The 23,269-nt window shown below is 71.9% G+C and carries 20 protein-coding genes; 14 read left to right on the plus strand and 6 right to left on the minus strand.

The annotated features are described in order from the left end of the window. The first annotated feature begins 80 nt into the window (after positions 1 to 80). Positions 81 to 1,043, plus strand: a complete 963-nt coding sequence (locus ACQPXB_RS11725; RefSeq protein ID WP_432851428.1) for a GlxA family transcriptional regulator — start codon at positions 81 to 83, stop codon at positions 1,041 to 1,043. A 105-nt stretch (positions 1,044 to 1,148) separates the two neighbouring features. Here ACQPXB_RS11725 and trpD read toward each other — a convergent pair whose 3' ends face one another. From trpD to ACQPXB_RS11740, 3 genes are read right to left on the minus strand one after another with little or no spacing between them, the layout of a single operon-like run. Beyond that, on the minus strand, positions 1,149 to 2,198 hold the full coding sequence (trpD, locus tag ACQPXB_RS11730; protein WP_432851430.1) for an anthranilate phosphoribosyltransferase: 1,050 nt from the start codon (positions 2,196 to 2,198) through the stop codon (positions 1,149 to 1,151). A gap of 7 nt (positions 2,199 to 2,205) precedes the next feature. Then, the gene (locus ACQPXB_RS11735) at positions 2,206 to 2,616 is read right to left on the minus strand and encodes a hypothetical protein (RefSeq protein ID WP_354863944.1); all 411 of its coding nucleotides are present in this window, start codon (positions 2,614 to 2,616) and stop codon (positions 2,206 to 2,208) included. A 60-nt stretch (positions 2,617 to 2,676) separates the two neighbouring features. Beyond that, positions 2,677 to 3,102 carry a hypothetical protein gene (locus tag ACQPXB_RS11740; RefSeq protein ID WP_285969329.1) on the minus strand — a complete coding sequence of 142 codons (426 nt, stop codon included), beginning with the start codon at positions 3,100 to 3,102 and terminating at the stop codon, positions 2,677 to 2,679. Between the two features lie 95 nt (positions 3,103 to 3,197). Between ACQPXB_RS11740 and ctaE the strand changes: the two genes are divergently transcribed. Genes ctaE through qcrB form a run of 4 tightly spaced genes read left to right on the plus strand, consistent with a single transcriptional unit; the run spans position 3,198 to position 7,494 of the window. Then, on the plus strand, positions 3,198 to 3,824 hold the full coding sequence (gene ctaE, locus ACQPXB_RS11745; protein WP_285969328.1) for an aa3-type cytochrome oxidase subunit III: 627 nt from the start codon (positions 3,198 to 3,200) through the stop codon (positions 3,822 to 3,824). 54 nt (positions 3,825 to 3,878) lie between these two features. After that, complete coding sequence (gene qcrC / locus ACQPXB_RS11750) at positions 3,879 to 4,697, plus strand: cytochrome bc1 complex diheme cytochrome c subunit (protein WP_432851433.1); 819 nt, start codon at positions 3,879 to 3,881, stop codon at positions 4,695 to 4,697. Continuing rightward, complete coding sequence (qcrA, locus tag ACQPXB_RS11755; protein WP_432851435.1) at positions 4,694 to 5,845, plus strand: cytochrome bc1 complex Rieske iron-sulfur subunit; 1,152 nt, start codon at positions 4,694 to 4,696, stop codon at positions 5,843 to 5,845. Before qcrC ends, qcrA begins: the two co-directional genes overlap by 4 nt. After that, complete coding sequence (gene qcrB / locus ACQPXB_RS11760; RefSeq protein WP_432851437.1) at positions 5,842 to 7,494, plus strand: cytochrome bc1 complex cytochrome b subunit; 1,653 nt, start codon at positions 5,842 to 5,844, stop codon at positions 7,492 to 7,494. Before qcrA ends, qcrB begins: the two co-directional genes overlap by 4 nt. 97 nt (positions 7,495 to 7,591) lie before the next feature. Here qcrB and ACQPXB_RS11765 read toward each other — a convergent pair whose 3' ends face one another. Further along, positions 7,592 to 7,876, minus strand: a complete 285-nt coding sequence (locus tag ACQPXB_RS11765) for an Lrp/AsnC family transcriptional regulator (RefSeq protein WP_220237955.1) — start codon at positions 7,874 to 7,876, stop codon at positions 7,592 to 7,594. A 52-nt stretch (positions 7,877 to 7,928) separates the two neighbouring features. Next, positions 7,929 to 9,647, minus strand: coding sequence for a DEDD exonuclease domain-containing protein (locus tag ACQPXB_RS11770; RefSeq protein WP_432851439.1), 1,719 nt, complete (start codon positions 9,645 to 9,647; stop codon positions 7,929 to 7,931). 142 nt (positions 9,648 to 9,789) lie between these two features. Here ACQPXB_RS11770 and ACQPXB_RS11775 point away from each other — a divergent pair, with 142 nt between their 5' ends. The 4 genes from ACQPXB_RS11775 (at position 9,790) to ACQPXB_RS11790 (ending at position 14,418) form a co-directional block, all read left to right on the plus strand. Then, positions 9,790 to 11,214, plus strand: a complete 1,425-nt coding sequence (locus ACQPXB_RS11775) for an NYN domain-containing protein (RefSeq protein ID WP_432851441.1) — start codon at positions 9,790 to 9,792, stop codon at positions 11,212 to 11,214. Between the two features lie 221 nt (positions 11,215 to 11,435). Next, positions 11,436 to 11,666, plus strand: a complete 231-nt coding sequence (locus ACQPXB_RS11780) for a hypothetical protein (RefSeq protein ID WP_432856542.1) — start codon at positions 11,436 to 11,438, stop codon at positions 11,664 to 11,666. Between the two features lie 425 nt (positions 11,667 to 12,091). Then, positions 12,092 to 13,156, plus strand: coding sequence for an NlpC/P60 family protein (locus tag ACQPXB_RS11785; RefSeq protein ID WP_386956585.1), 1,065 nt, complete (start codon positions 12,092 to 12,094; stop codon positions 13,154 to 13,156). A 104-nt stretch (positions 13,157 to 13,260) separates the two neighbouring features. After that, on the plus strand, positions 13,261 to 14,418 hold the full coding sequence (locus ACQPXB_RS11790) for a glycosyltransferase family 4 protein (protein WP_432851444.1): 1,158 nt from the start codon (positions 13,261 to 13,263) through the stop codon (positions 14,416 to 14,418). On the opposite strand, the gene ACQPXB_RS11795 is transcribed toward ACQPXB_RS11790, so the two are convergent. After that, positions 14,415 to 15,041 (minus strand): uridine kinase, encoded by a 627-nt coding sequence (locus tag ACQPXB_RS11795; RefSeq protein ID WP_432851446.1) that lies wholly within the window; start codon positions 15,039 to 15,041, stop codon positions 14,415 to 14,417. The genes ACQPXB_RS11790 and ACQPXB_RS11795 overlap by 4 nt on opposite strands. A gap of 95 nt (positions 15,042 to 15,136) precedes the next feature. Between ACQPXB_RS11795 and ACQPXB_RS11800 the strand changes: the two genes are divergently transcribed. From ACQPXB_RS11800 to bioD, 5 genes are all read left to right on the plus strand, one after another. Continuing rightward, positions 15,137 to 16,345: a cytochrome P450 family protein gene (locus tag ACQPXB_RS11800; protein WP_386956588.1), complete on the plus strand. Its 1,209-nt coding sequence runs from the start codon at positions 15,137 to 15,139 to the stop codon at positions 16,343 to 16,345. Between the two features lie 44 nt (positions 16,346 to 16,389). After that, positions 16,390 to 17,676 (plus strand): adenosylmethionine--8-amino-7-oxononanoate transaminase, encoded by a 1,287-nt coding sequence (locus ACQPXB_RS11805; RefSeq protein ID WP_432851448.1) that lies wholly within the window; start codon positions 16,390 to 16,392, stop codon positions 17,674 to 17,676. Positions 17,677 to 17,905: 229 nt separating this feature from the next. Beyond that, entirely contained in the window at positions 17,906 to 20,164 is a 2,259-nt protein-coding gene (locus tag ACQPXB_RS11810) for a SulP family inorganic anion transporter (RefSeq protein WP_432851450.1), read from the plus strand. Positions 20,165 to 20,309: 145 nt separating this feature from the next. Beyond that, positions 20,310 to 22,484, plus strand: coding sequence for a bifunctional SulP family inorganic anion transporter/carbonic anhydrase (locus ACQPXB_RS11815; RefSeq protein WP_432851452.1), 2,175 nt, complete (start codon positions 20,310 to 20,312; stop codon positions 22,482 to 22,484). A 57-nt stretch (positions 22,485 to 22,541) separates the two neighbouring features. Continuing rightward, positions 22,542 to 23,261, plus strand: a complete 720-nt coding sequence (gene bioD / locus ACQPXB_RS11820) for a dethiobiotin synthase (RefSeq protein WP_432856572.1) — start codon at positions 22,542 to 22,544, stop codon at positions 23,259 to 23,261. Positions 23,262 to 23,269 lie beyond the last annotated feature (8 nt).

The raw sequence follows: 23,269 nt of genomic DNA on the forward strand, positions 1-23,269 counted from the left end.
GTCTCAGATTCGGCCCGCGAGCCGCGCCCGGCCAGTGTCAGAAATGACAATGGCCGCAAAACTTGTGACACGCTGGGCGCATGGACGTGCAACGGGTCGCGGTGGTGCTGGCCGACCGGGTCTCGCCGTTCGAGCTGGGCGTCGCGTGCGAGGTGTTCGGCACCGACCGCAGCGCGGACGGCATCGAGGGCTGGGAGTTCGGCGTGTGCTCGCCGAGGGGGTCCGAAGTGGACACCTGGTCGGGATTCGGGCTGAGCGGGCTGTCCGGATTGGACTTCGCCGCTTCGGCCGATCTGCTGATCGTGCCGACGTGCGAACCGCGCACGGTGGCGCCGCCGGAACCGGTTCTCGACGTCCTCCGCGATGCCCACGAGCGTGGAGCGTGGGTTGCCGGGTTCTGCGCAGGCGTGTTCTCGCTCGGCTACGCGGGCCTGCTCGACGGCCGCCGCTGCACCGTGCACTGGGTGTACGAACAGGACTTCCGCCGGCTCTTCCCGAAAGCCCGTGTGGACCCGCAGGCGCTGTACGCGGACGACGACGGCGTGTCGACCAGCGCGGGCACCGTCGCGGCCGTGGACCTGTGCCTGCACCTCGTGCGGCGGCTGCGCGGTGTCGCGGCGGCCACCACGCTCGCGCGACGGATGGTCGCGGCCCCGCACCGCGCCGGCGGGCAGGCGCAGTTCGTCGAGGCGCCGCTGCCGGCCACCGCCGCGCCCGACGACGCCGTGGTCGCCGAAGCCTTGGAGTGGGTGGAACGGCGGCTGGACCGGCCGTTCACGGTCGCGGAGCTCGCGCGCCGCAGCGGCCTGGGGGAGCGGACGTTCCTGCGGCGCTTCTCCGCCGCCACGGGCACCACTCCGCACCGCTGGCTCACCGAACGCCGGCTCGACCGAGCCCAGGCGCTGCTGGAGGAGGGCGGGCTGTCCGTCGAGGACATCGCGACGGCCTGTGGCTACGCCTCAGCGGCCGCGCTGCGCCACCAGTTCACGCGCCTGCGGGCAACCACCCCGAGCGCCTACCGCGCGGCCTTCCAGGGCTCCTGAGCCCTTCCCGCGGCCTCCCCGCTCCGCTCGCCCCAAGCACCCCAATGTGGCGTTGGTTGCGTTCAACGCACCGAACGCCACATCGGGGTGGGCCGGGCCGGCGGGTCAGCGGGACGCGGAGGAGAAGGCGATCCAGCGCTCCAGCAACGCCGCCGCCGCGCCGGAGTCGATGGCGCGGTTGGCCTGCTCCAGACCGGTGGCCAGGTCGTCCTCCAGCGAGCCGGAGAAGCCCCGGAACGCGGCGAGCGCGGCCGCCGCGTTGAGCACCACGGCGTCGCGCACCGGGCCGGTCTTGCCGGCCACGAGCTGGCGCACGACCTCGGCGTTGGCCGTCGCGTCGCCGCCGCGCAGGTCCTCGGCCGTGGCGCGCGGGATGCCCAGCGCGCTGGGGTCGAAGCTGCGTTCGGCCACGGTGCCGGCCGAAACCACCCAGACCGACGTGGTCGTGGTGGTGGTGATCTCGTCGAGGCCGTCGTCGCCGCGGGCCACGAGCACCGAGAAACCGCGCTGTGCGAACACTTCCGCCAGCACGCGGGTCTTGTCCGCGTACGCGCAGCCGATCAGCGCGCTGCGCGGCTGCGCCGGGTTGGTGAGCGGGCCGAGCAGGTTGAACGTCGTCGGCACGCCCAGCTCCCGCCGTGGCGGGCCGGTGTGGCGGAACGCCGGGTGGAACGCGGGCGCGAAGCAGAAACCGATGCCGATCTCGCGCAACGACCGGTGCACCGCGTCCGGCGGCAGGTCGATCGCGACGCCGAGCGTCTCCAGCACGTCGGCCGCGCCCGACTTCGACGACGCGCTGCGGTTGCCGTGCTTGGCCACCGGCGCGCCCGCGGCCGCTGTGACGATCGTCGCCATCGTGGAGATGTTGACCGAATTGGACCGATCGCCGCCCGTGCCGACGATGTCGACGGCGGGCGCGTCCAGCTCGATGCGGCGCGCGTGCGCCAGCATCGCCTCGGCCATGCCGGAGATCTCCTCGGGCGTCTCGCCCTTGGCGCGCAACGCGATCGCGAACCCGGCGATCTGCGCCTGCGAGGCCTCCCCGGACATGATCTGGTCCATGGCCCAGGCCGTGTCGTCGGCGGACAGGTCCGAGCGCCCGATCAGCTGCGTCAGCAGGCCGGACCACGTGTGGGGGACCGGGGTGGTGCCCATCCCCGGCTCAGCCGTTGACGGCGGGCACGCGCCCGGCGCGCAGCACGCCGGCGACGGTCTCCGCCGCGGTCAGCGGGTCGAGCGGGTGCACCAGCACGGCGTCGGCCTGCGACCAGGTGGCGAGCCAGCGGTCGTCCTTGCGCCGCACGGCCACCACGATCGGCGGGCAGTCGGTGATCTCGTTCTTCAGCTGGCGGGTCAGGCCGATGCCGCCGGTGGGCTGGGCCTCGCCGTCGAGGATCGCGAGGTCGACGGTGCCGGCGTCCACCTCGGACAGCACGTCGGCGATCCCGGCCGCCTCGACGTACTCCACGCGGCCCAGGTCGGCGGCGGGCCGCCGGCCGACGGCGTTGATGATCGCGTCACGGACCTCGGCCTTGTGGCTGAACACCAGGATCCGCTTCGTCTGCTCGCCCATTGAGCACGCCTCCGTCTCGTCACGAGTGGAACTTCGCGATCGTATCGGCCGAGATGCATCTCACGCGGACGCGGTGGGCGACTCACCCGGTTGCCGCGCGTCCCAGCCGAGCGCGTCGCCGCCGAGGCGCTGCGCCAGACCGGCCATCCGCGAGCGTTCCTGGGCGCAGTGCAGGGCGTCGAGCACCTGCACCCGCAGGGCGTGGACCAGCACTCGGTCGCCGTCGGGGCCTTGCTCGCGCAGTTCCCACCCGTCCTGCGCGAGGATCGCGGCCGCTTCGGCCACGCGATCGGGCGGCAGGCTCAGGTGGTGGACGAACACGGCGGGCGCCGACGCGACCCAGCCGGGTGAATTCGCGAGCACGGCCGAGTCCGCCACGGCGGGGTCGAAGGCTTCCGCGACGATCACCAAACCGGGCGCATCAGGCGTCAGACCGGGACTTTCGCGCTTTCGGGCCAGGTCACGAAGCCGACCGAGCAAACTCACGAGTAGCTCCTGCCTCTGCCGGGTTCGGGTGTGATGCGAAGCTCCCACGACCCGCCGTGGACCCGAAGGGCGGGGTGCCCGCGCGGGAGGACATAATGCGATCCGTGACAACGGCAGCTCCCACCATCAGCCAGCGGGTCCACTCGCTGAACCGGCCGAACATGGTCAGCGTCGGCACAGTCGTGTGGCTGTCCAGCGAACTGATGTTCTTCGCCGGACTGTTCGCCATGTTCTTCACCGTCAAGGCGCAGAACGCGGCCGGCGCCCCCTGGCCGCCGCCCCTGCACGGCGAGGAATTCCACCTCAACATCCCCTACGCGATCCCGTTCACGGTGATCCTGGTGCTGTCCTCGCTGACGTGCCAGTTCGGTGTGTTCGCCGCGGAGCGCGGGGATGTCTACGGCCTCCGGCGCTGGTACATCGTCACGTTGATCATGGGCGCGATCTTCGTCGCGGGCCAGGCCAACGAGTACCACAACCTGGTGAACGAGGGGCTGACGATCCCGTCCGGCCCATTCGGCACGGTGTTCTACCTCGCCACCGGTTTCCACGGCCTGCACGTGATCGGCGGGCTCATCGCGTTCGTGTACCTGCTGATCCGCACCAAGCTCAGCAAGTTCACGCCCGCGCAGGCCACCTCGGCGATCGTCGTGTCGTACTACTGGCACTTCGTCGACATCGTGTGGGTGGGCCTCTTCGCGGTGATCTACATCCTCCCCTGATCCCGCCCGCCGCCACCACCATCGGCCTGAACTGACAGCAAGGGTTGCCGCAAGATGACCACCAGCAAGAAGTCCCCGGAGCGCCGGTTCCGCGCGCGTTCGAAGCTGCGCAGGCGTTTCGCCGGCCTGCTCGCACTCGGTGTCGCGCTGGTGGGAGCCGGCGCCCTGTACGCCGTGTTCGCGCCCGAGCCCCAGACCGCGCAGGCCCAGGGCGACCCGGCTCTGCTGCGGCAGGGTGAGCAGGTCTACAACAACACCTGCATCGAGTGCCACGGCAAGAACCTCGAGGGCGTGCAGGACCGCGGTCCGAGCCTCATCGGCGTCGGCGACGCGGCCGTGTACTTCCAGACCTCGTCCGGCCGCATGCCCGCCGCGCGCCAGGAGGCGCAGATCGCGCGCAAGCCGCCGAAGCTCACGCCGAGCGAGATCGACGCCGTCGGCGCCTTCGTGCAGGCCCACGGCGGCGGTGCGCAGCGCCCCGAAGAGACCGGTGCCGCGCTGCGCGGCAGCGACCCGGCCCGCGGTGGCGAGCTGTTCCGCCTCAACTGCGCGTCGTGCCACAACTTCACCGGTCGTGGTGGCGCGCTCTCGGCGGGCAAGTACGCGCCGAACCTCGACCCTGCCACCGAAGAGCAGATTTATGACGCAATGCTCACCGGGCCGCAGAACATGCCGAAATTCTCCGACCGGCAGCTCAACCCGGAGGAGAAGAAAGACATCATCGCTTATGTAAAGTCGGTGTCGGACGGCAACAACAACCCGGGTGGCAACGGTCTCGGCGGGTTCGGTCCCGCCTCCGAAGGCCTCATCGCGTTCGTCGTCGGAATTGCCGCACTGGTCGGCATTACGCTGTGGATTGGATCGAAGGCATGAGTGCCGAAGGGCCCCAGCCGCCCTCGGAGGCGGAACTGGCTGAGATGGACCGCGATCAGCTGCTCAAGCTGGGCGGTCAGCTGGACGGCGTCGAGATCATCGACTACCCGGAACCGTGGCCGGTCAAGAACACCCGCGCCGAACGCCGCGCGCAACGGCTCGTGGCGTTCTGGTTCGCCCTGTCCGCGCTCGCGGGCCTGGCGTTCGTCGTGGTCGTCGCGTGGCCGCACTGGTGGGAGTACAAGGACCCGAGCGACGCGAGCGGGCACGCCACCTACAGCCTCTACACCCCCGCGCTGGGCGTCACGCTCGGCGTCGCGGTGCTGGCGCTGGGCATCGGCGTGATCCTGTACACGAAGAAGTTCGTGCCGCAGGAGACCGCGATCCAGCAGCGCAGCGACGGCCCGTCGGCCGAGGTCGACCGCGCCACGATCCTCGCGCACCTGGCCGACGCCGGGAGCCGCAGCACCATCGCCCGCCGCTCGCTGATCAAGCGCACCGCCGGCGCGAGTGCGGGTGTGCTGGGTCTCGCGATCGCGGCTCTGCCGCTGGCGTCCTTCATCAAGGACCCGTGGAAGGACACCGACAACGAGAACTCGCTGTGGCACACCGGCTGGCAGCCGCAGCACCCGGGCGAGGTCGTGTACCTGCGTGCCAACACCGGCAGCCTCGACGACGACGTCAAGAACGGCGTCACGCTCCTGCGCGCCGAGGACCTCGACGCCGGTGCCATGGAGACGGTGTTCCCGTACCGCAAGTCGGAGGCGGGCAACCGCGAGGCGCTGGCCGCCGCGCTGACCCGCGTCGACAACCCGGTGATGCTCATCCGGCTGCGCCCCACCGACGCCGCGCGCGTGGTGAAGCGGAAGGGCCAGGAGGACTTCAACTTCGGCGACTACTACGCGTACACGAAGATCTGCAGCCACGTCGGCTGCCCGACCTCCCTGTACGAGCAGCGCACGAACCGCATCCTCTGCCCGTGCCACCAGTCGCAGTTCGACGCCCTGCACTACGCCAAGCCCATCTTCGGCCCGGCGACGCGGCCGCTGGCTCAGCTGCCCATCACGGTTGACGCAGAGGGATACTTGATCGCTCGGGGCGACTTCATCGAGGCCATCGGTCCGGCCTTTTGGGAGCGTAAGTCATGAGTTCACTCACCACGCCCACCAAGGGCACGAGCGCGCTCGAGCAGCACCTCGGCGAAGCCGCGGACAACGCGGACCAGCGCTACAAGCTGGCCAAGGGCCTGCGTCACCAGATGAACAAGGTCTTCCCCACGCACTGGTCGTTCCTGCTGGGCGAGGTCGCGCTCTACAGCTTCATCGTCATCCTGCTCTCGGGTGTGTACCTGACCCTGTTCTTCGACCCCTCCATGCAGGAAGTGACCTACCACGGGAGCTTCCAGAACCTGCAGGGCGTCGAGATGTCGCAGGCGTTCCGGACCACGCTGGACATCTCGTTCGACGTGCGCGGGGGCCTGTTCGTGCGGCAGCTGCACCACTGGGCCGCGCTGATCTTCGTCGCCTCGATGATGATCCACATGTTCCGGGTCTTCTTCACCGGCGGGTTCCGCAAGCCGCGTGAGGCCAACTGGGTCATCGGTGGCCTGCTGCTGGTCCTGGGCATGTTCGAGGGCTTCTTCGGCTACTCGCTCCCGGACGACCTGCTCTCCGGTACCGGTATCCGCGCGACCCTGTCGGGCATCGTCCTCTCGGTGCCGGTCATCGGCACCTGGATCCACTGGGCGCTGTTCGGCGGCGAGTTCCCCGGCGACCAGATCATCCCGCGGCTGTACACGCTGCACATCCTGCTGATCCCGGGCATCATGCTTGCGCTGATCGGCGTGCACGTGGGACTGGTCTGGTACCAGAAGCACACGCAGTTCCCCGGCGTGCGACGCAAGGAGACCAACGTCGTCGGCGTGCGGATCATGCCGTACTTCGCCCTCAAGGGCGGCGCGTTCTTCACGCTGGTTACGGGCGTCATCGCGCTGATGTCGGGCCTGTTCCAGATCAACCCGGTGTGGAACTTCGGGCCGTACAACCCGTCGATGGTGTCAGCCGGTTCGCAGCCCGACTTCTACATGGCCTGGGCCGACGGCATGCTGCGCATCTGGCCCGCGTGGGAGGTCTACCTCGGGAACTACACGATCCCGGCGGTGTTCTTCCCGGGCGCGGTGGGCATGCCGGTGCTGATCGGTCTGCTGCTCGCGTACCCATTCCTGGAGCGCAAGCTGTCGAAGGACAACGTGGCGCACAACCTGCTCCAGCGGCCTCGCGACGCACCGGTCCGCACCGCGCTGGGCATGATGGCGCTCGGGTTCTTCCTGGTCATCGAGCTTTCGGGCTTCAACGACATCATCGCCGACCAGTTCGACATCTCTCTGAACGCCACCACGTGGGCCGGCCGCATCGGCGTGCTGATCGTGCCGCCGATCGCGTACTACCTCACCTACCGGATTTGCCTGGGTCTGCAGCGGGCCGACCGCGAGGTGCTGGAGCACGGCGTGGAGACGGGCATCATCAAGCGCCTGCCGCACGGTGAGTTCATAGAGGTCCACCAGCCGCTCGGCGGCGTGGACGGCCACGGCCACGCGATCCCGCTCGAGTACCAGGGTGCCGCGGTGCCGAAGAAGATGAACAAGCTCGGCACCGCCGGGCACGCCGTCCCCGGTTCGATCTGGAGCCCGGACCCGCCGGAGGAGTCGGCCGCTCTCGAGCGGGCGTCCCACGGCAACGGGCACGCCGAGCTGGAGAGCTCGGAGTCGGAGTCGCACGAGGTCGGTACCAAGCACTAGCTCTCGAAGACGAGGAAGGCCCCTTCACCCGGCGGGTGGAGGGGCCTTCCTCGTTGTCCGAAGTTGTGCGGTCCGGCGTTGGGTCGCGGTGCGAGGCTCAGGCGCCTTCGACGCCGATCTCGAACGCGGAGTCCGTGTCGGCGCGCGAGTACGAGCGGAACGCGATGTGCGTGACGGTGTCCAGCACGCCGCTCACCTTGCCGATGCGGCCGGGGATGAGGTCGGCCAGGTCCTCGTGGGCCTTCACGCGCACGGTGGCGATCAGGTCGACGTCACCGGCGCACGAGTAGACCTCGTTGACCCCTTCGAGGTCCGCGATCGCCTGCGCGGCCTGCGGGATCTCCTCGGCCTCTACGTTGATCAGCACGATCGCCGTGATCACAGCGTTCCTCCACTCCCTGGCGGTACCCGACGAGCGCTGATCGTAGCCTTCATCACCCCGCCACCCGCTCCAGCGTCCGCGCACCCGCTGCGAGGTCGAGCCAGCCGCGCCAGCCGGCCACGGCGGTGGGTTCGGCCCACGGGCGCGTGGTGCGCACCAGCCGCACGCCGGGGCGGGCCAGCCAGCGCAGCAACACCGCCACCTCTTCCCCCGACGCACCGCGCAACGGTCCTTCGCCCGGCAGCACGGTTTCCGCGGCGGCGACGAGGTGTTCCACCACCGGCATCGGTGGCACGCCGCGGCGGGCGACGCCGGCGGACGCGAGACGGCCGTGGCGGATCACGGAGAGCTCCCAGCCGCCGTTGCCGTCCGGGTTGGCGGCGATGAGCTCGGCGATGTCCGCGAGCGCGGCCTGCCGGTGGGACCGGCCGACGGCGCGTACGAGGTCGGCCAGCTCGTCGCGATGGCGGGCGGCCTGCTCGTAGTGGCGGCCCTCCGACAGCCGGTCGAGCTGGGCGGCGGCGAGCTTCAGGGGACGGCCGTCGTGGCCGGAGATGAGGTCGCGTGCGGCCGTGACGCCGGGGGAGTAGTCCGCCACGCTCTGGCGGCCGGCGCAGGGCGCGCCGCAGCGGCCGAGCTCGGCGAGCACACACGGCGTGGCCGAGCCGCCGCGGGCCGAGATCCGCAGGGTGCAGGTGCGCAGCCCGGCGGCGCCCGCGAGCGTGTCGGCCGCCGTGCGGGCGTCGGCCTGGCTGCGGAACGGGCCGAGCGTGCCTTCGCGCGGCAGCCGGACCACGGACAGGCGCGGGAAGGCCTCGTCGGTGAGCCCGACCCACCACGCGTGGTGCGGGTTCTTCGAACGCCGGTTGTACATCGGCCGGTGGGCCGCGATGAGCCGCAGCTCGCGGATCTCGGCCTCCAGCGAGTGGGCGCACTCGATGGCCTCCACCCGCTCGGCCAGCGCCACCATCTCGCGGATGCGCCCGCGGCTCTCCGAGCCCGTGAAGTACTGCCGCACCCGCCGGCGCAGATCCCGCGCAGTGCCGACGTAGAGGACCTCCTCGCGCGCTCCGCGGAACAGGTACACCCCCGGCCGCGACGGCAGGTCGGCCGCCAGGTGGCGTTTGCGCCGCTGCGCGGTGGTCACCTCGGGCAGGTAGTCCACGAGCTCTTCGACGGTGTGCACGCCGACGTTGCCGACCCGCTCCAGCAGGGCGTGGAGCACGTCGACGGTCGCGCGGGCGTCGTCGAGCGCGCGGTGCGTGGGCCGGGTGCGGGAGCCGAGCAGCATGGCCAGGTTCGACAGGCGGTAGCTGCGGGCCTCCTCGCGCGGGATCACGCGCCGGGCGAGCTTCACCGTGCAGATCACCGTGGCGCGCGGCCAGACGTAGCCGTGGCCCTCGCAGGCGGCCCGCATGAAGCCCGTGTCGAACCCCGAGTTGTGGGCCACGAGCACGGCGCCGGAGATGAACTCGAGGAACGCGGGCAGCACGCGCTCGATGCGCGGTGCGTCGTAGACCATCGCCTGCGTGATGCCCGTGAGCTCCACCACCTGCGGCGGGATCGGTGAACCCGGGTTCACCAGCGTGGCGAACTCGGCCACCACCTCACCGCCGCGCACCTTCACGGCCCCGATCTCGGTGATCGCGTCCGGCCCCGGCTTCGTGCCCGTGGTCTCGAGGTCGAAGACGACGAACGTGGTGTCCCGCAACGGGGTGCCGAGCTCGTCGAAGGCCAGCTGCGCCTGGCCGGGCCGCGGTCCGGTGTCCATGATCGGGCACCTTAGGACGGGGCACCGACAATCCCGGACGGCACGATCCGTGTGACGGGTGTGGCGCGGGAGCCTGGTGAGGTGGTTCCCACGTCCGGTAACCAGCGGGGCGCGATCCGGCCCCGGGGCCTACCCTGGACCAATGCACCCCCAGCCCGTGGATCCGGTGGAACCCGAGGAAGCCGTCGGCCCCTCGGGCGTCCCGGCGCGGGCTGACGCCGCCGAGGTACCGGCCGGGACCGCCGCGGCCGAGACCACCGACGCCGACACGGCGGCACCCGAGCCCGCTTCGTGGACCGGTCTGCCCGACGCCGTGCGCGAGCGCATCGCCGAGCTGGCGGCCACCGCCGTCGCGAAGCTGCCGCCCACGGACGTGCCGCGCCAGCTTCGTCCCGTCGCGAAGTTCGCCCCGGCGAAGCGCGCGAAGCTGGGTGGCGCGGCGTTGCTGGCCGCGCTGGGCGACTCCGCGCAGTTCCGCACCGCCGTGATCGAGTGGCTGCGCGAGCACCGCACCGACGCGCTGGACCCCAACGCCGCCGATTCCGTCGTCGGCGCGGCCGCCGCCGTGCTGCTGGGGGAGTCGGGCGCGGCCGGGCGCGTGCGGCTCGTCGCGAAGAACGCGGAAGAGACGGCGCTGCGGGCCGAACGCGACGCCGCGCTCGCGCGCAACCAGAAGCTCGAGGCGGAGCTGGCCGAGCTGCGGGGCGAATTGGAGCAGGCGCGCGGCGCCGTGGAGACCGCCCGCGGTGAACGCGAGGCCGAAGTGGAGAAGCTGCTGCGCCGGCTGCGCGAGCAGGGTGTGCAGCTGCGACAGGCCCGTGACGCCGCCGAGGAGGCCCGCGCCGAGCTGGCGCGCGGCGGCACCGCGAAGGCCGAGGAGATCGACGCGCTGACCACCCAGCTGGACCGCGAGCGGCGCCGCGTGGCGGCCGAGCGCACGCGGGCGGAGCGGGCGGTCGCCGACGCCGAGATCGCCCGTCAGTCGGCGCGTGAGGCCCGGGAAGCCGACGAGGTGCGCCTGGCGCTGCTCGTCGACACGATCGACGGCGCCGTGACCGGCCTGCGCCGCGAGCTGATGCTGAGCGACCGTGGGGCGCGGCCCGCCGACATGGTGCGCGGCGCCACGTCGGGGCTTGGTCCGGGCGGACGCGTGCAGGACGTCGGGGCGCTCGACCGCTACCTCGCGCTGCCGAACGTGCACCTCATCGTCGACGGCTACAACGTCACCAAGACCGGCTACCCCGAGCTGGCGCTGGCCGACCAGCGCGACCGGCTCATCCACCAGCTCTCCGCGCTCGCTGCGCGCACGAGCGCCGAGGTCACGGTGGTGTTCGACGGGGCCGGCGTGCTGTCCGTGCCGGCGGCGGTGCCGCGTGGCGTGCGCGTGCTGTTCTCCGACCGCGGCGTGCTCGCCGACGACGTGATCCGCTCGCTCGTGGCGGCCGAGCCGAAGGGCCGGCCGATGGTCGTGGCGACGTCCGACCGGGCGGTCGCCGACTCCGTCCGCGCGACCGGCGCGCACTCGGCGCCCTCGGCCGTGCTGGTCAGCCGCCTGAGCCGCGTCTGAGACCCGTCCGGGGGACGGCCGGGGCCGACGGGCCGGAAACTGTCGGTGGTGGCTCCTACCGTGCGTTCCAGGAAGCACGACAGCCAACTTGCGGTGAGGAGCCTCCCGTGACCGAGAACACGAACCACCACCCGCCCGACCGAACCGAAGCCGGCGAACCGGCCGACCGCGACCTCGACCGCGTGGAGACCACTGAGCTCGGCGAGTTCGACCTCGGTGGAATCGACGTGAGCGACGTCGATCCGGCGGACCTCGACACGCTGGTCGTCGACTGCGACCGCTGCGCCGTGCGGGGTCACGCGTGCCACGACTGCGTGGTGAGCGTGCTGCTCGGCCCGCCGGTCGCCCTGGCGTGGGACGCGGACGAACGGCGAGCCGTGAACGCGCTCGCCGAGGCGGGGATGGTGCCCCGGCTGCGCTTGGTTTCGGAGCCCGAACGTAAGCCAGCGTGACACTTGTGGGTGATAACGGCGCGACGAGTGGTCGATCGGATCAGATGAACGGTCGGTAGCGAATTCACGCAATTCTGACACCACAGAGTATGACTGTCGTCACACAAACCCTCCCTCGCTGGTCCGATGGTGTTTCGGCGAACTACGGAGAGTTTTTATGTGGGGCCCGGTGGACGCGGTGACGGTCTTTTCGTAACCTGTCCGAGATCTCGCGGCCAGCAGCCGTCGGCAAGACGGCGACGCGGGATCGCCGCCGGAAAAGGCTTTGTCGGGGAGCCAGGACCGGAACCACACCGTGCGCGTGAGGCTGTTGCAGTGAAACGCGGCCGGAACGCGCGGGGTGGACGCACGGAAGAGGGCCCCCGACCTCTTTGGCGTCACGAGGTTCCGACGGCGGCCCGACAGCAAAGGAGACACGCGCGACCGTGCAGTCGCATCCAGTCAAGCGCGTGGTGTCAGGTGCCCTCGCGGCAGCTTCGGTGATCGCCATGGTCACCGTCGCCCAGCCCTCGGCCACGGCCATCGCAGCTCCCATCCCCGCCCTCCAGACCCCGCCCGACTCCGGTTCGGACGCCCTCGCGAAGTACCGCGACCTCGCCTCGCAGGCCGAGAAGGCCAACGAGGACCTCCTCAAGGCCCAGGACGACCAAGCGGCCCGCCAGAAGGACCTCGACAAGGCCAACGGCGACGTCGAAAACGCGAAGAAGTCCGTGCAGCAGGCCGAGAACAACGAGAAGCTCTACCGCGTCGACGTCGACAAGTTCGCCGGCGCCTCGTTCCTCAGCGGCGTGCAGATGAACAAGCTCTCGGCGCTCCTCGCGGGCACGTCGACGCAGGAGTTCCTCGAGCGTTCTTCCGCGCTGGACCAGATCGCGTCCCAGAAGGACGCCGCGCTTAACGCGCTGGCCGGTGCCGTGAAGCAGGCGCAGGACGCCACGAAGTTGGCAGCCGACGCCGCCAAGCGCGCGACGGACGCCCGTGACGCGGCCGCCAAGCTGGCGAACGACATCAAGGCCAAGCAAAAGACGCTCAACGACCAGATCGATCAGCTCAAGAAGACCGAGCCCTCGCTGTCGACGCTGGACCAGGCCCTGCGCGGCGACAAGGGCAGCGCCCCGCCGGTGAACATCAAGGCGCCCGGGCCCGCGGCCCAGGCGGCCGTGGACGCGGCGCTGAGCCGTCTCGGCGACGCCTACGTGTGGGGCGCCACCGGGCCGAGCACGTTCGACTGCTCGGGCCTGATGCAGTGGGCCTACCGGCAGGCGGGCATCTCGCTGCCGCGTTCGAGCCGGGAGCAGTCGACCTTCGGCACCCCGATCCCGCGCAGCCAGCTGCAGCCGGGCGACCTGGTGTTCTACTACACCCCGGTCTCCCACGTGGGCATGTACATCGGCGAAGGCAAGATGGTGCACGCTCCGACCACCGGCGACGTCGTGAAGATCTCGCCGCTGCAGAGCCAGTACGTGGGCGCTCGCCGCCCCAGCAGCTGAGCAGCAACCCTTCCGTGACCACGGGGCGGTACCGCACACGCGGTGCCGCCCCGTCGTCGTCGGTGGGCTCTCGGCGCCGGCGGCGTGCCCGATAGCCTGCCCGTGTGCTGAGGACGCTGCTCGTGACCAACGACTTCCCGCCGCGGCCCGGGGGGATCCAGAACTACCTCAACTCGCTGGCCACGCGGCTCCCGGCCGAGGACCTGGTGGTCTACGCCCCGTCGTGGGAGGGCAAAACCGGCTCGCACGTCGATTTCGACGCCTCGGCGCCCTTCGAGGTCGTGCGGCACCCGACGTCGCTGATGCTGCCGACGCCCGACGTGCTGCGGCGCGCGAAGCAGATCATGCGGGCTCGCGACTGCGAAGCCGTGTGGTTCGGCGCGGCGGCGCCGCTGGCGCTGCTCGGGCACCCGCTGCGCCAGGCCGGCGCGAGGCGGGTCGTCGCGTCCACGCACGGGCACGAGGTGGGCTGGTCGATGCTGCCGGGTTCGCGCCAGGCGCTGCGGCGCATCGGTGACACGGTCGACGTGCTCACCTACGTCAGCAAGTACACGCGCCGCCGCTTCGGCGCGGCGTTCGGGCCGATGGCGGGGCTCGAGATGCTGCCGTCGGGCGTCGACACCACGCTCTTCGCGCCCGACGCGGGGGCGCGCGAGGAGATCCGCGCCCGCCACGGCCTGGGCGACCGGCCGACGGTCGTCTGCGTGTCACGGCTCGTGCCGCGCAAGGGCCAGGACATGCTCATCCGCACCCTGCCGGAGCTGCGCAAGCGCGTGCCGGACGTGGCGCTGCTGCTCGTCGGTGGTGGTCCGTACCGCAAGCGGCTCACCGAGCTCGTCGCCGAGCTCGGCGTGGCCGACAACGTGGTGATCACCGGCTCCGTGCCGTGGGCCGAGCTGCCGGCGCACTACAACGCGGGCGACGTCTTCGCGATGCCCGCGCGCACCCGCGGCAAGGGGCTCGACGTGGAGGCGCTGGGGATCGTCTACCTGGAGGCGTCGGCGACCGGGCTGCCCGTGGTGGCCGGCACGTCGGGCGGTGCGCCCGAGGCCGTGCTCGACGAGGTGACCGGCCACGTCGTGGACGGCCGGGACGTCGGCCAGCTGCGCGACACCCTCGAGGCCCTGCTGGCCGACCCCGTGCGGGCCCGCCGGATGGGCGAGGCGGGGCGCGCGTGGGTCACGGAGAACTGGCGCTGGGACACGATGGCGCAGCGCCTGTCCGGCCTGCTGGACGGCGATCCGGTCGCCGCGGTGCGCTAGGGCTCGTACACGGCCGGGTGGCGCGGGTCGTCGACGCGGACCGTGACGTCGGCGAGCGCACCCGGGTCGACCTCCGATTCGTAGCGCTCGTACGCGGGCAGTGCCCACGCGTCGTCGCCCGGCAGGCGGCGGCGCAGCGCGGCGGGGGAGAGCCACAGGTGCACCACGACGTCGAACGCGAGGCCGGCTCCGAGCAGGAACTCGCCGTTGACGAGAACCACGCCGCCTTCGGGCACGGGCACGCGCGCCAGCCGCGTCGCGCGGTCGCGTTCGGTGTCCCACAGCGCCGGCAGCACCTCGCCGCTGCCTTCGTCGCCGAGCGGATCGAGGACCTCCCGGCGCAGGGCGCCGAGGTCGAGCCAGTCGGTGTAGCGCGCGTCGGGGTTGCGCTTGCCGTGCTCGAACCGCAGCGACGCGGGCCGCAGGAACCCGCTCGCGGGCACGCGCACCGCCGCGCGGCCCAGCAGCCGCAACGGGTCCACGAGCGCGTCGGCGAGACCCGCGGTGTCGGTGGCCCCGTGGGCGCCGTCCACGGCGACCGCCAGCCGGCGGTGCGGCAGGGCCGCGACGCGCTCGGTCAGCTCGGCGGCCAGGACATCGGGGGAGATCGGTCGGTAGCGCACGGAAAACCATCCTGCCCTCGGGCCACACGCAGCACACCGCTGCGTGGGCATACTGGGGAGCACGTGACCAGTCAGACGGAAACCTTGGGGGCGAAGTGGCCGTCGAAGAAATTCCCGTGATCGACGACGAGTTCATGCAGCACACGCACGAGACGCTGGGGCGCTTGCACCAGCAGGGCGCCGTGTGCCCGATCCGGATGCCGCGCGGCACGCCGTCGTACCTCGTCACCGGCTACGACGAGGCGCGGGCGCTGCTGGCGGATCCGCGGCTGAGCAAGGACAACCGCGGCGCCTACGACCTGATGGCCGCCAAGGTCGGGGCCGAGAACATCAACCGGAACTTCGGCCAGCTGCTCGGCGCGCACATGCTCAACACCGACCCGCCGGACCACACGCGGCTGCGCAAGCTCGTGAACAAGGCGTTCACCCCGCGGGCGATCGCCGGGCTGCGTCCGCGCATCGAGCAGATCACCACCCAGCTGCTCGACGCGATGGCCGAGCACGAGCAGGTCGACCTCATGGCCGCGTTCGCCGGCCCGGTGCCGATCACCGTGATCTGTGAGCTGCTCGGCGTGCGCGAGGCGGACCGCGGGGAGTTCACCGGCTGGTCCAACATCCTGCTGGGCGCGGGCGACGTCGAGGAGATGCAGGCGGCCGCGATCGCCATGCACACCTACCTCGTGGCGCTCGTCGCGCAGAAGCGCGCCGAGCCGGGCGAGGACCTGCTGTCCGGGCTCGTGCACGCGACCGACGAGGGCGACTCGCTGAGCGAGGAAGAGCTCGTCTCGATGGCCTTCCTGCTGCTCGTCGCGGGCCACGAGACGACCGTGAACCTGATCGGCAACGCGGTGCTGGCGCTGCTGCGCGCGCCCGAGCAGCGCGCGAAGCTGGCGGCGGACCCGTCGCTGATGCCGGGCGCCGTCGAGGAGTTCCTGCGCTTCGACGGGCCCATCAACATCGCCACCCTCCGCTACACCGTCGAGGACGTGGAGGTCGGTGACCACAAGATCCCGGCGGGCGAGTTCGTGCAGGTCTCGCTGCTCGCCGCCAACCGCGACGAGGGGCGCTTCCCCGACCCGGCCGACCTCGACGTCACGCGCGCGGCCGGCGGCCACGTCGCCTTCGGCCACGGCATCCACTACTGCGTCGGCGCCCCGCTGGCGCGCATGGAGGCGGAGATCGCGCTCACGGCGCTGCTGGCCCGGTTCCCGCAGCTGCGGCTGGCCGGGTCGGAGGAGGATCTGGTCTACCGCACGAGCCCGCTGGTGCACGGCGTCAAGTCGCTGCCGGTGCTGCTCGGCTGAGGTCTTGTGCGCGGAGCGGGCGGGGCGGCACGTAGGGTCGGCGCGTGGACACCAGCGCCGACCACCTGCTCGCCCTCGACGCCGCACACGTGTGGCACCCGTACGCGCCGATGCCGGGACGGGTGGCGCCGCTGCTCGTCGCCGAGGCGAGCGGGGTGCGGCTGAAGCTCTCGGACGGCCGTGAGCTCGTCGACGGCATGTCGTCGTGGTGGGCGGCGGTGCACGGCTACCGGCACCCGGTGCTCGACGCGGCGCTGGCCGAGCAGGCCGGGCGGATGAGCCACGTGATGTTCGGCGGCCTCACGCACGAGCCGGCCATCACGCTCGCCAAGTCCCTCGTGGACCTCACGCCCGAGGGCCTCGAGCACGTGTTCCTGTGCGACTCCGGCTCGGTCTCGGTCGAGGTCGCCGTGAAGATGTGCCTGCAGTACCAGCGTTCGCGCGGGTTGCCGGAGAAGCGGCGGCTGCTCACGTGGCGCGGCGGCTACCACGGCGACACGTTCACGCCCATGAGCGTCTGCGACCCCGACGGCGGCATGCACTCGCTGTGGCGCGGAGTCCTGCCGGACCAGGTGTTCGTGCCCGAACCGCCGGCCGGCTTCGACGCGCCCGTCGACCAGTCCTATGTGGACACTCTGGCCGCCGCTCTGGAGGAGCACGCGCACGAGCTGGCCGCGGTGATCGTGGAACCCGTGGTGCAGGGCGCCGGCGGGATGCGCTTCCACCACCCCGGCTACCTGCGCGCGCTGCGCGAGCTCACACGCGAGCACGACGTGCTGCTGGTGTTCGACGAGATCGCCACCGGCTTCGGGCGCACCGGCCGGATGTTCGCGGCCGAGCACGCCGGCGTGACGCCCGACGTGCTGTGCCTGGGCAAGGCGCTCACCGGCGGCTACCTCACGATGGCCGCGGCCCTGTGCACGCCCGAGATCGCCGATGGCATCGCGCGCGGCGACCTGCCGGTGCTGGCCCACGGGCCCACGTTCATGGGCAACCCGCTCGCCTCCGCCGTCGCCAACGCGTCGCTCGGGCTGCTGGCCGAGGGCCGGTGGCGTGCGGACGTCGCCCGGATCGAGGCGGGGCTGCGGCGCGGACTGGAGCCCGCGCGGGACCTGCCGCACGTGCGCGATGTGCGGGTGCTCGGCGCGATCGGCGTGCTGCAGCTCGGCCACGAGGTCGACCTCGGCGTGGCCACGGACATCGTGACGGCGGAGGGCGCGTGGCTGCGGCCGTTCCGCGACCTCGTGTACGCGATGCCGCCGTACGTCACGAACGACGCGGACCTGGCCGTGATCACCGGTGCGATGCTCGCGGCGGCGGAAAAAGCCTGAATTCACCCGGCCGGGTGTGACCGTGGCCATAAGACACGGGCTGTATACCGTGAGTCATGCAAAGTTGCCGGAAGACAGGGGTTTCCACGCGATCAGGTCTGGGCCACTTCGTGAGCGTCTGACTGATTGGTGAGCTTTGCCGGAAACGTCCTAGTTCTCCGGTTCACAAACGAACCCGAAGATCGTTCGCGTAGCGGACTTTTCGATCTTTTTCCGCTTTCCTGTCGCCATGATCGAGATCGTTCGCGGTGAACACGACACCGGACCCCCGTCCCGCCGCACCAAGGCCGACCAGACCCTTCGGAACATCCTGCGCCACGACGTGCCGGCCTCGCTGGTCGTCTTCCTCGTGGCCGTGCCGCTCTCCCTCGGCGTCGCCCTCGCGGTCGGCGCGCCGCTGCTCGCGGGCCTCGTCTCCGCCGTCGTCGGCGGCCTGGTCGCGAGCCTGCTCGGCGGGTCGGCCCTGCAGGTCAGCGGGCCGTCCGCGGCCCTGACCGTGGTGCTCGCCGACACCATCGCCACCTACGGCTGGGCCGTCACCTGCGCCGTGACCGTCGGCGCCGGCCTGCTGCAGATCCTCTTCGGGCTCCTGCGCTTCGCCCGCGCCGCGCTGGCCATCTCGCCCGCGATCGTCCACGGCCTGCTGGCCGGCATCGGCGTGACCATCGTGCTCGGCCAGCTCCACGTGGTCCTCGGCGGCCGCGCCCAGGGCTCCGCGTTCGCGAACCTCGCGGCGCTGCCCGGGCAGATCGTCGGCCACCACGACCAGGCCGTGCTGATCGGCGTGCTCACCGTCGTGATCCTGCTGGTGTGGCCGAAGCTGCCGGCGCCGGTGCGGAAGGTGCCGGGGCCGCTGGCTGCCGTCACCGTCGCGACGGGAGTGTCCGTGGTCGCCGGGATGTCGTTGCCGCGCGTGGACCTGCCGGCCGCGTTGCCGTCGTTCGGGTTTGTGCCGCAGCTGCCGTCCGGTGGCTGGAGTGGCGTGGCCTTCGCCGCCATCACGGTCGCGCTCATCGCGAGCCTGGAGAGCCTGCTTTCGGCCGTGTCCATCGACAAGCTGCGCGGCGGCCGGCGCACCGATCTCAACCGCGAGCTCATCGGCCAGGGCGCCGGCAACGTCGCGTCCGGCGCGCTCGGCGGGCTGCCTGTGACCGGCGTGATCGTGCGGACCATGACCAACTACGAGGCCGGCGCGAAGACGCGCGCGTCGGCGCTGCTGCACTCCTGCTGGATCCTCGGGTTCTGCCTGCTGCTCACCGGTGTGCTGCGCTTCATCCCGCTCGCCGCGCTGGCCGGGCTGCTCGTGTACGTGGGCGCGAAGCTCGTGAACCTCAAGGCGCTCAAGGAAGTGCTGCGCCACGGCGACATCGCGGTGTATGCGGTGACGCTCGTCGGCGCGGTGTTCGTGAACCTGCTGACCGGCGTCGCGGCCGGGGTGCTGCTGGCGCTCGCGTTCATGCTGCGGCGCATGGTGCACTCCGGCGTGCACGTCGAGGCGGGCGAACGCGGCACGCGCGTGGTGATCGAGGGCGCGCTCACGTTCCTTTCGGTGCCCCATCTGACGAAGGTGCTCGCTGACGTGCCCGAGCGCGCCGACGTGACGCTGGAGCTGCTCGTGGACTACCTCGACCACGCGGCGTTCGACTGCCTGCGCGGCTGGCAGCAGGCGCACGTGAAGGCCGGCGGCACGGTGAACGTCGACGAGATCGGCCACCCCTGGTACGGCCGCGGCAGCTCCGGTGAGCCCACGGTCCGGCGCAGCCTCGCGGCGCGGGTGCTGCCGCGGTGGCTCGCGCCGTGGTCGCAGTGGCAGGCCGAGCACGTGGCGATACCCGGACAGCGCCACCGCGGCTCACCGCTGTCCCGTGGTGCGTCGGAGTTCCAGCGCCGCACCGCCCCGCTGCTGCGGGACACCCTCAGCGGCCTCGCGCACGGCCAGCAGCCGCACACGCTGTTCATCACCTGCGGCGACGCGCGGATCGTGCCCAACCTGATCACCACGTCGGGTCCCGGCGACCTGTTCGCCGTGCGCAACATCGGCAACCTGGTGCCGGCCGCCGGCGACGGCACCGACTCCTCGGTGGGCGCGGCCGTCGAATACGCCGTCGGCGTGCTGAAGGTGCCCGAGATCGTGGTGTGCGGCCACTCCTCGTGCGGTGCGATGAAGGCGCTGCTGGGGCAGGCCCCCGAGGGCCTCACGAGCCTCGGTGACTGGCTGCGCCACGGCGAGGCCACTCTCCGCCGCCGCGCTGCGGAGGTGCCGCTGCTGCTAGACGGCCACCGCCCGTCCGCGGAGTGCGACCAGCTGGCGCTGCACAACGTCGTGCAGCAGCTCGACCACCTCCGCGCCCACCCGGTCGTGGCCGCCGCCCTGGCCGCCGGCGACCTGAGGCTGACGGGCATGTACTTCGACGTCGGCGCCGCCCAGGTGTCCCTGCTGGACGACATCCGCCGCGGCTTCGTCCCGGCGGGCTCGGCCGTGCACTGATCCGCCGGGCCGGCGCGCACCCGCACGCGCGCCGGCCCGGTGGTCGAGCGCTCGCGCAACCCGAAAGTGGGGTGTCCGATAAAAATTCATGCCATCAGGTGGGACATAGCGGACATTTCACCCACATTCGGGTTACCTGGTGATCATGAGCCGACTTGCCGTGCTTCGCCACGACGTGCCCGCCTCGCTCGTGGTCTTCCTCGTCGCCGTGCCGTTGTCGCTGGGCATCGCGCTCGCGTCCGGGGCGCCGATCGTCGCCGGGCTGATCGCCGCTGTGGTCGGGGGTGTGGTCGCCGGAGCGCTGGGCGGCTCGCCGCTGCAGGTCAGCGGGCCCGCGGCCGGGCTGACGGTGATCATGGCCGAGACGATCGCCACCTTCGGGTGGGCCGTCACGTGCCTGATCACCGTGCTCGCCGGTGCGTTGCAGGTCCTGCTGGGCCTGAGCCGCATCGCGCGGGCGGCGCTGGCGATCTCGCCGGCCATCGTGCACGGGATGCTCGCCGGCATCGGCGTGACGATCGTGCTGGGCCAGCTCCACGTGCTGCTCGGCGGGAAGGCGCAGAGCTCCGCGCTGGAGAACATCGCCGAGCTGCCCGCGCAGGTCGTGGCCCACCACGACGCGGCGGCCGTGATCGGGCTGCTCACCATTGTGATCCTCGTGGTCTGGCCGCGCTTGCCCGCCGCGGTGCGCAAGGTGCCGGGGCCACTCGCGGCGATCGCCGTGGCCACGGTGATCTCGCTCGTCGCCGGCATGACGCTGCCGCGCGTGGAGCTGCCCGGCGACCTGCTGCAGATCCGCTTCGCGCCGCAGCTGCCCGGCGACGGCTGGACCGACGTCGTGCTCGCGGCGGTGACCATCGCGTTGATCGCGAGCGTCGAGAGCCTGCTCTCGGCCGTCGCCGTGGACAAGCTGCACACCGGCCCGCGCGCGAACCTCGACCGCGAGCTCGTGGGCCAGGGCGCGGCCAACCTGGTGTCCGGCGCGCTCGGCGGCCTGCCCGTGACGGGCGTGATCGTGCGCAGCTCCACCAACGTCGCCGCGGGCGCCAAGACCCCCGTGTCCGCCGTGCTGCACGGCGTGTGGGTGCTGGTCTTCGTGGTCGCGCTCGCCGGGCTGATCGAGAACATCCCGCTCGCCGCGCTCGCCGGCCTGCTCGTGCACGTCGGCGTGAAGCTCGTGAACCCCGGCCATCTCAGGCAGGTCCTGCGCCACGGCGACCTCGCGCTCTACCTCGTGACGCTCGCCGGCGTGGTGGTGTTCGACCTGCTGACCGGCGTGCTCGCGGGGATCGTGCTGGCCGTGGCCCTCATGCTGCGCCGCACGGTGTGGTCCGGCGTCCACGCCGAGCGCGACGGCGACGAGTGGCGCGTGGTCGTGGAAGGCGTGCTCACGTTCCTGTCCGTGCCGCGCCTGTCGAAGGTGCTCGGCGCCGTCCCGCCCGGCACGGTCGTGACGCTCGAACTGGTCGCCGACTACCTCGACCACGCCGCCTTCGAAAGCCTGTCGAGCTGGCAGCAGGCCCACGAACGGGCCGGTGGCACCGTGGTCGTCGACGAAGTCGGCCACCCGTGGTTCGGCAAGGGCAAGGAGGGCACCCCGACGCTGCGGCGCACGGCGGCCGCGCGCGCCGTGCCGCGCTGGCTCGCCCCGTGGTCCGACTGGCAGGCCGCCGACGTCCGCCTGCCAGGCCAGCGGACCCACCGCGGCGCCACGGAGTTCCAGCGCCGGGCCGCGCCGCTGCTGAAGGAGACGCTCTCGGGCCTCGCCGACGGCCAGCGCCCGCACACGCTGTTCATCACCTGTGGCGACTCGCGCATCGTGCCCAACCTGATCACCACGTCCGGCCCGGGCGACCTGTTCACCGTCCGCAACATCGGCAACCTCGTGCCGCCCGCGCAGGCCGACCCGTCGATGAACGCCGCCGTCGAGTACGCGGTGGGGGTGCTGCACGTGCGCGAGATCGTGGTGTGCGGCCACTCCTCGTGCGGCGCGATGGGCGCGCTCGCCGACGGGCCGCCGGCGGGCACCGCGCTGGAAGGCTGGCTGCGTCACGCCGAGCCCAGCCTGCGCCGCGACGGCCCGGTCACGCTCGGGGGCGAGCTTCCCGCCCGCGAGCCCGACCGGCTGGCGTTGCACAACGTGCTGCAGCAGCTCGACCACCTGCGCGCGTACCCGCTGGTCGCCGAGGCCGAAGCTCGCGGCGAGCTGCTGCTCACCGGCCTGTACTTCGACGTCGGCGCGGCCCAGGTCTACCTGTCCGACCCGGTGGCGGGCGCGTTCGTGGCGGCGGGGACACCCGTCACCCCACATCGTGGGTGATCCCACCCGGACGTGGTGCGCACCGGGTGCGGGTGACTAAGTTGATGGCCCGTGACCATGCTGGTGATGACGGGGACCGGGACCGAGGTCGGCAAGACGATCACCACGGCGGCGATCGCGGCGCTGGCGCTCGCGCAGGGGCAGCGCGTCGCGGTGCTCAAGCCGGCCCAGACCGGGGTTGCGCCGGGCGAGGCGGGTGACCTCGACGAGGTCGTGCGCCTGGCCGGCAAGGGCGTGACCACGAGTGAGCTGCGGCGCTACCCCGATCCGCTCTCCCCGGAGGCGGCGGCGCGGCGCAGCGGCCTGCCGACGCTGGGGCCGGGCGAGATCGCGGCCGCCGCCACCGCGCTCGACGCCGAGCACGATCTCACGCTCGTGGAAGGCGCCGGCGGGCTGCTGGTGCGCTTCGACGCCGACGGCAGCGGGCTGGCCGACGTCGCGTGGGCGCTGGGCGCGCCGATCGTGATCGTGGCCCAGCCGGGCCTCGGCACGCTGAACGCGACCGCGCTGACCGCGGAGGTCGCCACGCGGCGCGGGCTCAACGTCGCGGGTGTCGTGGTCGGCGCGTGGCCGGCCGAGCCGGATCTCGCGTCCGTGGAGAACCTGCGCGACCTGCCCAACGCGGCCGGGGCACCCCTGCTCGGGGTGCTGCCCGGGGGGCTGGCGGCGACGGATCACGATACGTTCGTGGAACGGGCGCGCGCCGGGCTCTCGCCGTGGTTCGGCGGGGAGTTCGATCCCGAGGCTTTCACGCGGGCCGCTTCCGTGAATAAGTGACGGGCGTC

The sequence above is a fragment of the Amycolatopsis sp. CA-161197 genome (assembly GCF_050942255.1).
Taxonomy (GTDB): Bacteria; Actinomycetota; Actinomycetes; order Mycobacteriales; family Pseudonocardiaceae; genus Amycolatopsis.